The 12,296-nt window shown below is 71.4% G+C and carries 11 protein-coding genes, 1 tRNA gene and 1 riboswitch; of the genes, 8 read left to right on the top strand and 4 right to left on the bottom strand.

Annotated features, from left to right (window positions below; genetic code table 11):
• The first annotated feature begins 139 nt into the window (after positions 1–139).
• Positions 140–913, top strand: coding sequence for an enoyl-CoA hydratase-related protein (locus J2853_RS23345; protein ID WP_307561312.1), 774 nt, complete (start codon positions 140–142; stop codon positions 911–913).
• Between the two features lie 208 nt (positions 914–1,121).
• On the opposite strand, the gene J2853_RS23340 is transcribed toward J2853_RS23345, so the two are convergent.
• Positions 1,122–1,622, bottom strand: a complete 501-nt coding sequence (locus J2853_RS23340) for a DUF402 domain-containing protein (RefSeq protein ID WP_307561310.1) — start codon at positions 1,620–1,622, stop codon at positions 1,122–1,124.
• A gap of 52 nt (positions 1,623–1,674) precedes the next feature.
• Positions 1,675–1,787: riboswitch (SAM riboswitch) on the top strand.
• A gap of 38 nt (positions 1,788–1,825) precedes the next feature.
• Between J2853_RS23340 and J2853_RS23335 the strand changes: the two genes are divergently transcribed.
• From J2853_RS23335 to J2853_RS23310, 6 genes are all read left to right on the top strand, one after another.
• On the top strand, positions 1,826–2,092 hold the full coding sequence (locus J2853_RS23335; RefSeq protein WP_307561308.1) for a hypothetical protein: 267 nt from the start codon (positions 1,826–1,828) through the stop codon (positions 2,090–2,092).
• Between the two features lie 49 nt (positions 2,093–2,141).
• On the top strand, positions 2,142–3,902 hold the full coding sequence (locus J2853_RS23330; RefSeq protein WP_307561307.1) for an FAD/NAD(P)-binding protein: 1,761 nt from the start codon (positions 2,142–2,144) through the stop codon (positions 3,900–3,902).
• Between the two features lie 55 nt (positions 3,903–3,957).
• Positions 3,958–5,580, top strand: a complete 1,623-nt coding sequence (locus J2853_RS23325; protein ID WP_370879319.1) for an ABC transporter substrate-binding protein — start codon at positions 3,958–3,960, stop codon at positions 5,578–5,580.
• Positions 5,577–6,548 carry an ABC transporter permease gene (locus tag J2853_RS23320; RefSeq protein WP_307561303.1) on the top strand — a complete coding sequence of 324 codons (972 nt, stop codon included), beginning with the start codon at positions 5,577–5,579 and terminating at the stop codon, positions 6,546–6,548. Before J2853_RS23325 ends, J2853_RS23320 begins: the two co-directional genes overlap by 4 nt.
• A gap of 67 nt (positions 6,549–6,615) precedes the next feature.
• Positions 6,616–7,485, top strand: a complete 870-nt coding sequence (locus J2853_RS23315) for an ABC transporter permease (protein ID WP_307561302.1) — start codon at positions 6,616–6,618, stop codon at positions 7,483–7,485.
• Positions 7,482–9,089, top strand: coding sequence for a dipeptide ABC transporter ATP-binding protein (locus J2853_RS23310; RefSeq protein WP_307561300.1), 1,608 nt, complete (start codon positions 7,482–7,484; stop codon positions 9,087–9,089). Before J2853_RS23315 ends, J2853_RS23310 begins: the two co-directional genes overlap by 4 nt.
• 192 nt (positions 9,090–9,281) lie before the next feature.
• On the opposite strand, the gene galK is transcribed toward J2853_RS23310, so the two are convergent.
• Positions 9,282–10,400 carry a galactokinase gene (gene galK / locus J2853_RS23305; RefSeq protein WP_307561298.1) on the bottom strand — a complete coding sequence of 373 codons (1,119 nt, stop codon included), beginning with the start codon at positions 10,398–10,400 and terminating at the stop codon, positions 9,282–9,284.
• Positions 10,401–10,554: 154 nt separating this feature from the next.
• On the opposite strand from galK, the gene J2853_RS23300 reads away from it, so the two are divergent.
• Positions 10,555–10,628: transfer RNA gene (locus J2853_RS23300), tRNA-Ile, on the top strand.
• A gap of 139 nt (positions 10,629–10,767) precedes the next feature.
• Here the strand turns inward: J2853_RS23300 and J2853_RS23295 are convergent.
• Positions 10,768–11,187, bottom strand: coding sequence for a site-specific integrase (locus J2853_RS23295; RefSeq protein ID WP_307561296.1), 420 nt, complete (start codon positions 11,185–11,187; stop codon positions 10,768–10,770).
• A gap of 809 nt (positions 11,188–11,996) precedes the next feature.
• Positions 11,997–12,245: a hypothetical protein gene (locus J2853_RS23290; RefSeq protein ID WP_307561295.1), complete on the bottom strand. Its 249-nt coding sequence runs from the start codon at positions 12,243–12,245 to the stop codon at positions 11,997–11,999.
• Between the last annotated feature and the right edge of the window lie 51 nt (positions 12,246–12,296).

Here is a 12,296-nt window from a genome sequence, read left to right as displayed (position 1 = left end):
CGGACCGGGGAACCCGGCCCGCTCGCGCACGCTGTCGCCGGAGGGGGAAAAGGTATAGAACTATATTCTGTGGCTCTCGCGTGGGGAGTTCTCGTGCGGCGGGTCCCCGGGGAAAGGGGCCTGTAGGGAGGGAGGCGGGATGGTCGACCTGGTGCTGTCGTCGATCGATCGGGGCGTGCTGACGCTGACGTTCAACCGGCCGGACCGGCTCAACGCCTGGACCGACGAGCTGGGGCGGCGTTACTTCGACCGGCTGGCCGAGGCGGAGCTGAACCCCGAGGTCCGGGTGATCGTCGTCACCGGAGCGGGGAAGGGCTTCTGCGCCGGGGCGGACTTCCGGACGCTCAGCGCCCTCCAGGACGGCTCCTACGACGGCGAGCCGGACAAGCGCCCCAACACCTTCCCGACCACGATTCGCAAGCCGATCATCGCCGCGGTCAACGGCGCCTGCGCCGGGCTCGGCATGCTCCACGCCCTGGTGTGCGACCTGATCTTCACCGCCGACGAGGCGAAGTGGACCACCGCCTTCGCCCGGCGCGGCCTGATCGCCGAGTACGGGATCTCGTGGATCCTGCCCAGGCTCATCGGCCATGCCAAGGCCATGGATCTGCTGCTGTCGGGCCGCACCTTCTCCGGGGCCGAGGCCTACGAGCTGGGTCTGGTCAACCGGTCGCTGCCTCGCGAGAGCCTGCTGGAGGAGACCGTGGCCTACGCTCGCGAGCTGGCCGCCTACAGCTCGCCGGCGTCGATGGCCGTGATCAAACGCCAGATCTGGGGCGACTGGAGTCAGAGCCTGGAGTCGTCGGAGTCCGCGGCGTCGCGTCAGATGCTGGAGGCCTTCTCCCGGCCCGACTTCACCGAGGGCGTCGCCAGCTTCCTGGAGCGCCGCGCCCCCGGCTTCCCGCCGCTGTAGACCGCGGTGAACCGTTGTAGACCGCCCGGCCGGTTCGCGCGGCGGCGAGCCGGCCGGGTCCGCGGTGGACACAGTGAGCACGGTGGACGCGGCGAAGGTGAGGGGCATCGCGGCGATCGGCCGTGAGCGCCGCGGGAGCGTGGGGCGACGGGGCGGGCCGCGGTCGGCGGGTGGCGCCGGGTGGCCGGGCCGCAGGCGGCGGGTCGGCTCAGGTCATCTGGGAGAGCCAGTGGGGAGCGGCCCCGAAGGGGGCGGCGCGGGTGCCGACCGCCTTCATCAGCCGGGCCGCGGAGGCGCGGGCGTTCTCGATGACGTCGGGGGGATAGGCGTAGCGGACCTGGTGCTCCTCGAACTCGTCCTCGTCGTCCAGGATGATCCTGCCGTCGCGCATGCGGATCACGTCGAGGTCCAGGTCGACCATGGTCACCTCGCCGTCGCTCCACCGGGGCACCGTTGAGATGTCGCAGTAGATCTCGACCTTGTGCGGGGAGGCGTTGAAGGAGGCCGTCCACCAGTCGTCCCGGGGGAAGAGCATCACGCACGCGTAGCGCCAGGGGACCGGCGGCCCGTTGCCCTTGCGGGCGCTGGAGCCCACCTCGCATCCGATCCACACGCCGTGCTCGTCCTCGCCGAGGAGCAGGCTGGGGTGGTGCCAGTGCAGTGACCCGTCGTACTTGCGATAGACCACGTTCACGATCTCTGGTGACATCCCCCGACTGTAAACCTTGACAGAGATCTATGTATTTCCTACCTTCTAACTAGGTTAAGAGCGTCAGTGCAAGCCCCGGCCGGCTGACCGGCAACCCTCGCATCGCGGCGGGGTGCCTCCGGGGAGAGACCTGGCGGCACGGTGGGCGTGCCGCAAGCGCGAACCCCTCAACGGGGTTGCCGAGACATGCCTGGGAGCGCCACATGTCCGAGACCACGCTCGACCACGCCGGCCCCGTCGACCTCGGCACCTACGGCCGCCACCGGCGGGGTGACCGCCCCGGTCCCCGCCACCCCTTCCGGGGACGGATCGGGACGCCCCCGCGGGCCCACGCCGGGAATCTCTGTCGGCCCCCCGCCTTCCGGGAGAACGTGATCTCCTCCCCGGCGGGGGAGACCGGCCCCTGGCGGATCCCGGTCCAGCCGTTCCACGCCGACCGGGACCGGTCCCATCACGGAGCCGCCGTATGAACGGGCGCGGGGCCTTCGCGGTCCTCGCTCCGTCGAGGGAGGGGACCTCGTGAGCGCGGTCGCCGTCGTCGGCGCGGGGCCGACCGGCACCTGCCTGGTGGAGCGGATCTGCGCCAACGCGCCCGAACTGCTGAGCTGGCCGTCCCTGGACATCCACGTGATCGACCCCTACCCGCCGGGCGGCGGCCGGATCTGGCGTGAGAGGCAGCCCGGACTGCTCTGGATGAACTCCGTCGCCGCCGACGTGACGCTGTTCACCGACGAGTCGGTCCAGTGCGAGGGCCCGATCCGCCCCGGCCCCTCCCTCGCCGACTGGCTCGGCCGCGACCCGGGGCTGTTCGCTCCCCGCCCGGTCCAGAACGCCTACCTGTCCCATGTCTTCCAGCACGCGGTGAGGACGGCTCCGCGCGGCGTCCGCGTCCACACGCACGCGACCCGCGCGCTCGATCTGGCCGACGTCCCCGGCGGCCAGGCGGTGACGCTGGAGAACGGCCGGACGATCGAGGTGGACGCCGTGATCCTGGCCCAGGGGCACGGCGATGTGACCCCGACCGGGGAGGAGCGGTCGCTGGCCGCCCTCGCCGCGGGCGGTGTGGGCGGTGGGCTGCGCTACCTTCCCACCGGCTACGCGGCCGACCTCGATCTGGACGGGATCCCCGCGGGAGAACCGGTGATCGTGCGCGGCATGGGGCTGGCCTTCGTCGACCTGATGGTGCTGCTCACCTCGGGCAGGGGCGGCCGGTTCGTCCGTGAATACGACGAGGAGCTCGTCTACCTGCCCAGCGGGCGGGAGCCGCTGCTCCACGTGGGATCGCGTCGCGGCGTGCCGTACCACTCCAAGACCGGATACCCGGTCCGCGGCGCCCGCCCGCCGGTGCCGCGCTTCCTCACCGCGAAGGCGCTGGGCGAGGGGCCGTGGAACTTCCGCCGGGACGTGTGGCCGCTGGTCCGCAAGGAGCTGGCCTTCGCCTACTACCACGAGCTGATCACCGCGCACCCGCAGCGGTCCCGGATGGGCTGGGAGGAGTTCCAGGAGGCGTTCGCCGCCGAGGAGTGGGGCAGCCTCGCGATGCGGAGGCTGATCCGCCGGGCCGTGCCCCGCCATCTGGACCGGCTGGACTTCGACCGGCTGGACCGGCCGCTGGAGAAGATCCGGTTCGGTGACTCGGCGGGGTTGCAGAAGTGGATGCACGGCTACCTGACGGCGGACCTCGACCGGCGGTCCGACCCCGCGCACAGCGCCGACCACGCCATGATCCTCGGGCTGCTCTCCGTCTACGGCGTCCTCGCCGAACTGGGCGTCTCCGACCCCGGGTTCCACGGCTTCTTCAGCTACATCGCCAGCGGCCCGCCCGGTCCCCGGCTGGAGGAACTGCGCGCCCTCGCGAGGGCCGGCGTGGTCACCTTCCTCGGCGCCGATCTCCAGGTGGGGCACCGCGACGGGCGATGGCGGGCGCAGAGTCCCAGCGTGCCCGGCGGCGTGGAGGCCACGACCCTGATCGAGGCCCGGCTGCCCGCGCCCAGCGTGAGCCGGGCCGTCGACCCGCTGATCACCGCGCTCCGCGACCGGGGCGAGGTCGACGAGTCCGCCGGGCTGCTGAAGGTACGGCCCGCCGACCGGCGCCTGCTGGATCGCTCCGACGTCCCGCACCCCCGCAGGTTCGCCTTCGGACCCTGGGTTGTCGGCGGCCGGGCCACCGCCGGGTTCGCCCGGCCCGGATTCAACGCCCCGCTGTTCCGGCACGCCGACGCGCTCGCCCGGATCGTGCTGTCCGAGACCGTCGCCACCCAGGTCAGTCACGTCGCATGAGCCGTCGCCGTCCGGATCGACCGGACCGAAGGAGTCGTCGGATGAGGAGATGTTCGTGAGATCGCGATGGGGCGCCCTGGCGCTGGCCGGGGTGCTGACGCTGGCGGCGTGCGGGACCGAGGCCCCGGCGGCGACCGCCGGCGAGGGAGGCGGCGGGTCGCTGGTGTGGGCCGTGGAGACGCAGCCGATCACCTTCAACCCGCACCAGTGGGGCCAGAACAAGGCCCGGCTGCTGGTGCACAACCAGTTCGACAACCTGATCGCCCGGGGGAGGAACGGCGAGTTCCTGCCGTGGCTGGCCACGTCCTGGGAGGTCTCCGAGGACGGCCTGACCTACACCTTCCGGCTCCGCGAGGACGTGACCTTCCACGACGGGGAGAGGTTCGACGCCGCGGCGGTGAAGGCCAACCTCGACCAGCTCGTCTCGGAGGGCTACAACCCCGCGGTCAAGGCGATCCAGCTCCGCGACTTCGGCTCGGCCGAGGTGACCGGCCCGTACACCCTGAAGGTCACGCTGAAGACCCCCGACGGGATCTTCCTGGACTTCCTGGCCTCACCGCCGGCCGGTCAGGTCTCGCCCAGGTCGCTGAAGAACGCCAAGGACCTCAAGGCCGGCGGGACCGATGTGGTCGGCACCGGGCCGTTCATCCTCGACCGCTTCACGCCGGGTCAGGAGGTCCACTACAGGCGCAACCCGGACTACGACTGGGCGCCCCCGAGCGCGGGGCACCAGGGGCCGGCCTACCTGGCCGAGCTGACCTACCGCTTCCTGCCCGAGGCGGCGGTCCGGGTCGGCGCGCTGACCTCGGGACAGGTCCAGGTCATCGAGGGCGTGCCCGCCACCGAGGTCGGCCTCATCAAGAGCGACCCGGGGCTGCGACTGGAGACCAGCCTCAACTCGGGAAGCGCGTTCTCCTACTACTTCAACCTCTCGCACGCGCCCTTCGACGACAAGCGGGTGCGCGAGGCTTTCCGGGACGCCGTCGACGTGGACGCCGTGCTCAACGCGGTCTACCAGGGCACCGCCAAGCGGGCCTGGAGCATCGTCGGCCAGGGCAGCCCGGCGTTCTACGACGCCTCACTGGAGAACACCTTCGGCGACGACCCCGCGCGGGCCAACAGGCTGCTCGACGAGGCGGGCTGGAACCAGCGCGACGGCGAGGGCTTCCGGGTCAAGGACGGCAAACGGCTGAGCGTACGGTCGGTGTCCTCGGCCCCGTACGTCAGGGACCGCCGCGACGTCCTCGCCCAGGCGATCCAGGCGGCGGTGAAACAGAGCGCGGGCATCGACTTCCAGGTCAAGCTCGTCGACGACGGCACCGCGCAGAAGGCCTACAGGGAAGACCAGTACGAGATCTTCGAGAACTCGCGCGGCGACACCGACGCCGGGGCGGCGCTCAACCTGATCCTGCCGAAGGGCGCCGCGATCAACCGCACCCACGTCGAGAGCGCCGAGCTGGACAGGCTGCTCGCCGAGGCGTCGGCCACCTCCGACCCGGCCGAGCGCAAGGAGCTCTACGCCAAGGTGCAGAAGATCGCCGTCGCCGACGAGGTCCTGCTGCTCCCGCTCTACGTGCCCGCCGACCAGATCGCCCACGGCGCGGGCGTCACCGGGGTCACCTTCGAGCCCGTCTCCGGCACCCCCAACAGTGCTTACGACGTCCGGATCGGGACGTGAGCACTCTCCTGCTCACCCGGCGGCGGGGGCTGGCCGCCGCCGGGTGGCTCGGCCCCGTGGTCCGGCGGCTCGGGTCCGGCCTCGCCGTGCTCTGGGCCGCCGCCACGGCGGCCTACGTCGCCCTGCTGTTCGCCCCGGGCGACACCGTGGACGTGCTGATCGGCGACGGCCTCGACACCCCTGAACGGCGAGCGCAGATCATCGCCGAGTGGGGGCTGGACCGTTCGGCCCTTGAGCAGTACGGCGACTATCTGGCCCGGCTGCTCCGGGGCGACCTCGGCCACTCCTACCTCCTGCAGCGCGGCGTCGGCGACGTCCTGTCCTCGCAGATCTGGCCGACCGTCTCGCTGGCGCTCGCCGCCGCGGCCTTCGGGGTGGCGCTCGCCCTGGTGCTCGCGCTCGCCACCGCCGGGCGCAGGTCCCGGTTCGGTGACCTGGTCGGCCTGTCCGAGCTGGTGGTGGTCTCGGTGCCGCCGTTCCTGATCGGGATCCTGCTGCTCGCCGTGTTCTCCTTCACCCTGGGCTGGTTCCCGGTCTCCGGGGACCGCGGCCTCGTCTCGCTCGTACTGCCCGCCGTCGCGCTGGGACTGCAGATCTCCGGGGTGCTCGGCCAGGTGCTGCGCGAGGGCCTGGAACGCGCGCTGGAGGAGCCGTTCGCGGTGACCGCGCGCTCGCGGGGCATCACCGAGTGGCGGCTCGTCGTCCGGCACGCCCTGCGGCACGCGCTGCTCCCCGCCGTCACCCTCGTCGGCTGGTTCACCGGCGTCCTGCTCGGCGGCGCGATCATCATCGAGGCCGTCTTCGGCCGTCCGGGACTCGGCCAGGTCACCGTCTCCGCGGTGACGGGAAAGGACATGCCCGTGGTGATGGCGGTCGTGCTGCTGTCCGCGCTCGCCTACGTGACGGTCAGCACGATCGTCGACCTCGCCTACCTCGCGATCGACCCCCGCCTGAGGAGAAGCCGATGACACCCCGTCCCAGGATGTCCAGGTCGTGGAGAACCCGCCCGAGGAGAAGCCGCCTGAGGAGAAGCCGATGACGACGGTCACCGAGACGCCGCGGATCGTCTCCGCCGCTCCCACCCCGGCCACGCGCGGCCACGGCGCGGCTCCCGGGCTGATCCTCCCGCTGCTGTTCCTGGCCGTCGCCGCGGTCGCCGCCCTGGCCCCGGGCCTGCTGACCGGGGTGGATCCGCTGGCCGCCGATCCGCTGCACGCGCTCGCGGGGCCGGGCGCCGGGCACTGGTTCGGCACCGACCATCTCGGCCGGGACGTGCTGGCCCGCGTCGTCCACGGCGCGGGGCACTCGCTGAGCATCGGCGCGGCGGCGATCCTGCTCGCCACCGGCGCCGGCACGCTCCTGGGCATCCTGGCCGGACTGTTCCCCCGATACCTCGACGAACTGCTCAGCCGGTTGTTCGACGTCCTGGCCACCTTCCCCGAACTGCTGCTCGCCCTCATGGTCATCGCGATCACCGGTCCCGGCACCGGCAACGTCATCCTCGCGATCGGCGTGGCTCAGATCCCGAACTACGCCCGCGTGGTCAGGGCACAGACGTTCGTGGTCCGCAGGTCCGGCTACGTCGAGCAGGCGGTCACCTTCGGACTGTCCCGGCCGGTGCTGGTCCTGCGGCACGTCCTGCCCAACGTGCTGGGTCCGCTGCCGGTGCTCGCCACGATCGGCATGGGCACCGCCGTCATCGCCACCTCGGGGCTCAGCTTCCTCGGCATGGGCCCGCAGCCGCCCAGCCCCGAATGGGGCTCGATGCTGTCCGAGGCCCGCGACTATCTGCGCGTCGCCCCGTGGACGGCCCTCTTTCCCGGCCTCGCCGTCACGCTGACCGTCATCAGCCTGACGCTGGCCGGGCGTCGGCTGCAACGCCGTTTCGAAGGGAGAAACCCATGAGCCTGGTCGAGGTCGAGGATCTGCGGATCACCTTCCCCAAGGCCGGCGTGGAGGCCGTGCGGGGGGTGAGCCTGTCGATCGCGCCGGGCGAGTGCGTGGCGATCGTCGGGGAGTCCGGTTCGGGCAAGAGTGTCACGGCCAGGACCCTGGTGGGGCTGACCGGTCCCGGCGGGACGGTGACCGCGAGCGGATTCGCGGTGAGGGGACAGGACGCGCTCCGGTTCGGGCGGCGGGACTGGCGGCGGTTGCGCGGCCGGTTCGCGGGGCTGGTGCTGCAGGACGCGCTCCTGTCGCTCGACCCGCTCCGCACGATCGGCGACGAGATCGCCGAGGTGCTCGCCACCCATGACGTCGTGCCCCGCGCCGAACGCAGGGCGAGGGTGATCGAGCTGCTCGACGCGGTCGGCGTGCCGGAGCCGGAGGCGCGCGCCCGGCAGTACGCCCACCAGCTCTCCGGAGGGCTGCGCCAGCGCGCCCTGATCGCCTCGGCCATCGCCGCCGACCCCCCGCTGATCATCGCCGACGAGCCGACGACCGCGCTCGACGTCACCGTGCAGGCCCAGATCCTGCGCCTGCTCGCCGCCCGCAGAGCGGAGGGCACCGCCCTGCTCCTGATCAGCCACGACCTGGCCGTGGTCTCCTCCATCGCCGACCGCGTGCTGGTCATGAAGGACGGTGTGATCGTCGAGGAGGGGCCGCCCGCCCGGGTGCTGTCCGAGCCCGCGCACGACTACACCAGGCTGTTGCTGGCCGCCGTCCCCTCGGCCGCCTCGCGCGGCACCCGCCTGTCCGCGATCGCCGGAGGCGTGTCGCTGCGCGCCCCGCTGCCCGAGCGGCGGGTCGACGACGGCTCGCCGGTCGTGGAGGTCTCTCACCTGTCCGCGGCGTACGGCTCCCGCCGGGTGGTGGACGACGTCTCCTTCGAGGTCCACCGGGGCGAGACCGTGGGCATCGTGGGAGAGTCGGGTTCGGGCAAGACGACCGTCGCCCGGCTCGTGCTGGGCCTGCTCGCGCCCCTCTCCGGCGAGGTGCGGCTGAACGGCGCCCCCTGGTCGGGCATCCCCGAGCGCGGACGCCGCTCCCGCCGCTCCGGCATCCAGATCATCTCCCAGAACCCGCTCGGCTCCTTCGACCCCCGCTACACCGTCGGCCGCCTGATCGCCGAACCCCTCGAAGGCTCCTCCTCGGACAGGAAGGCCCGGGTGATCGAGCTGCTGGGCCGGGTGGGACTCGCGCCCGACCTCGCCGACCGGCACCCCCGGGGTCTCTCCGGCGGCCAGCGCCAGAGGGTGGCCATCGCCAGGGCCCTCGCCCCCCGGCCCGACGTGCTCGTCTGCGACGAACCGGTCTCCGCGCTGGACGTGTCGGTCCAGGCCCAGGTGCTCGACCTGCTCGCGGAGATCCAGTCGGCCGACGGCACCGCGCTGATCTTCATCTCCCACGACCTGGGAGTGGTGCACCACATCAGCGACCAGGTCCTGGTCATGCGCCGGGGACGGGTCGTGGAGGAGGGACACGTGGACGAGGTGTTCTTCATCCCCCGGCACGACTACACCCGGGAATTGCTCGGTGCGGTGCCCACGTTGGCGCCGGTCGAGCGCTGACGGGAGGGCGACCGTACCCGTGATGCCCGAACCGGCGTCCACCGGAAGCGTGGGTCACACCCGTGAGGTGATCGCCTCGACGCCCTGGCCGGCGTTCGCCGGGCCCTGACGGAGGTGGCGGACGCCGGGCAGGGAACATGATCCCGAGGCGGGAGGTCGCCGGCGGGGCCGCCGCGACGGGCCGGGGCCGGGTCAGACCAGGCGCCGCGCTCCCGCCGCGGGGGTCGCGGGGTAGATCTCCGGCGCTGCCCAGCCGCGCTCGGCGTAGGCCCGGGTCACCGACTCCCGTACGGCCTCCACCCGGTCGTCGTCGACCAGCGCGATGGCCGACCCGCCGAACCCTCCGCCGGTCATCCGCGCCCCCCGGGCCCGGCCCCGGAGCGCCGACTCCACGGCCACGTCCAGCTCGGCGCAGGACACCTCGTACTGGTCGCGCAGCGACAGGTGGGAGGCGTTCAGCAGCCCACCGATCTCCCGTACCGCCCCCGCCCGCAGCATCCCGATCAGCGCCTCGACCCGGTGGTTCTCCGTCACCACGTGCTGGGTGCGCTTGCGTTCGTCGCCGCTCAGCTTCGCGAGGGCGCCCGTCAGGTCGGTGACGTCGCGCAGCGCGTCGACCCCCAGGTGCTTGGCGGCGTTCTCGCAGTCCTGACGGCGGCGGGCGTACTGCCCGTCGGCGAGGTCGTGGTGCACCCCGGTATTGATGATCAGCAGCTGGAGGCCGTGCTGCGCCAGGTCGAACGGGACGTTCCTGGTGCCGAGGCTCCGGCAGTCCATGAACAGGGCCTTCCCCTGCTCACCGAGCGCGGACGCGGCCTGGTCCATGATCCCGCACGGCACCCCCACGAAGTCGTTCTCGGCCTTCTGCGCCGCGAGAGCGATCTCCATCTTGCTGAGGCCCAGGTCGTGGAGCTCGTTGAGCGCGGTCCCGACGACCACCTCCAGCGCCGCGCTCGACGACAGGCCCGCCCCCTGAGGCACGTCCCCGTCGATCACGAGATCCGCGCCCCTGACCGGATGACCGGCCTCGCGAAGCACCCAGAACACGCCGACGACATAACGCGCCCAGCCCTCGGCCCGGTCGAGCGTCTCGATGGTCAGAGGGCTTCCTGCCTGGAGCGACCGCAGCCGGATGACGTCGTCCTCGCGCGGCGCGATCGCCGCGGTGACCCCCCACGGCACCGCGAACGGCAGCACGAACCCGTCGTTGTAGTCGGTGTGCTCGCCGATCAGGTTGACCCGCCCCGGGGCGTGCCACACTCCCAGCGGCTCCGCACCGTACGACTCACGGAAAGCTTCAACAACGCGCATGATCCAACACTCCTCAACAGTGTCCCCTCGGTAGGTTAGCGAGTCCTCCGAACACCGGTTCCGCGGCCAAAGGTCACATCTTGACCCCGTAGTGCCCGGCGAATGTGCGTAGGGGTCGCGCGTTTGGTTGAATGCGGCAGTACGGATTGTGTGAGGGGCGGTAGCTCAGCTGGTTAGAGCAGGGGACTCATAATCCCTGGGTCGCGGGTTCGAGTCCCGCCCGCCCTACCCTCCGTGACCGCACTGGAAAGCGTCCTTGACCTGCGTGTTCGCAGCCGGGGGCGCTTTCGTCTCGTCCGGCTGTCAACGGCTGTCACCGGTGCCTGGCGGTTGATCGTGCTGAATACGTGCCGAAGTTTGCGAGAGATCATCGGCCTTCCAGGGCGTCGGAGATGCGGCGCTTGGCTGCTTCGTCCTGGCCCACGATGCACTTGGCGTAGATCTTCAGCAGTACGTCCACGCTGTGTCCGGCCCAGTGGGCGACCTGAGTCACGGGCACCCCGGCATTGAGCCACGTGGACAGACAGGCGTGCCGGAGGTCGTAGATGCGCTTGCCGAGCGGCGAGGCGTACTCGGTCTCGGTCAGCGTTGTGACGCGAGCCCTGTCCCACGCTCGCCGGTAGGTGATGGTGGGCAGATCCCCGCCGTTGATCCCGATGAACAGCCGGCCGTCCCTGGCGGGCGGGAACGCGGTGAGGTGCGCGCGGAGGATCCTGACCGGCTCGGGCGGGCAGGGGACGGCGCGATTACCCGGTGCTCCCCGCGGGCGCGGGGAGCACCGGACCACCGTGGTGGTGCCCAGGCTCGTGGTGGGACCATCCCCGCGCGGGGGTGGTTACACGGTCGGACACAGTGCTGAGGGGGAGGGATTTATGCTTCCCTCGCCGGTCACGCCACATCCACAATATTGTGTTACGAGTGCCCGGAGCCGGGAGGGCGGGGAAGCCTTGCGAGAACACTCGTGTTCCCTGCCGCGCGATTGTCCGCCGTACGCATTGTCGTACCTCCCTCCGTGGCTGTTCCGGTTCCCGCGAAGAGAGTTCCATGCGTCAAGGACCATGGTGAGACAGCCTGGCCTATGCGGTAGCGGATCAGGACTGGTTTGCATATGCCCTGGTCAGAGCGTGAGGGTGAGGGTTTGGCGGTGCTTCCAGACGAGTTCGAGGACCGCCGTGCCAGCCGCTGCATCGGCTCGTGGTGGATGGGTAGAGCCGGTCCGCGGCCCGTGCGAGCCCATGACGATGCCCGTTGAGGTGGCGGCGCACCTCACGCCATGTTTGATGGGATTGCGCGCTCACGCTCATCGGCGCCCCTGAAAGCGAGAAGTGGAGATTGCCGCCAAAGCCTACGACGACGGCAGAACCCTCGACGCCTCCATGCGGGGTTCGCGTTCGCCGGCTCGATGCGGGTCCTCCACCGTTCGCGCCCGGTGGTGTGGGTGGCGGCCCGGCCGCCACCCACACGTTCTACCTGATCACTACCTTCTCGTCGGGCTCCCGGGCCTGACCAGGTGTCACGCGCGGGTCGGCGTGATGCGGTCGGACGAGGCGTGACCCGTCAGGCAAGTTCGGTACGGCGCCTGCCGGGGACGACGGATCAGGCCCAGATGGGCGGAAGGTTGGGCTTGCATCCCGCGACCGTGCAGATGCCGGCCGTTTCGGCACACCACGGCCAGCAGCTCGCCAATCCGGTGGCGATGGTCACCGTGCACACCGGGGTGCTGTCGGCGCCTTCCGCGCCCATCAGCGTGAAGCTGATGTCGCCGGAAGGGTGTTCCACGCCGTCCTCGCGGAAGTCGGGGTCCTTCCAGGACCGGACCAGGTCTCGGGCTTCTTCCATCGACATGGAGGGTTCCTTTCTACGGTGGGTGGTGCTTTCATGTCGCGCGACGGGCGC

The organism is Streptosporangium lutulentum (assembly GCF_030811455.1).
Taxonomy (GTDB): domain Bacteria; phylum Actinomycetota; class Actinomycetes; order Streptosporangiales; family Streptosporangiaceae; genus Streptosporangium; species Streptosporangium lutulentum.
Note: the sequence above shows the minus strand (reverse complement) of the source record. Positions and strands in the feature narration are given on the sequence as shown.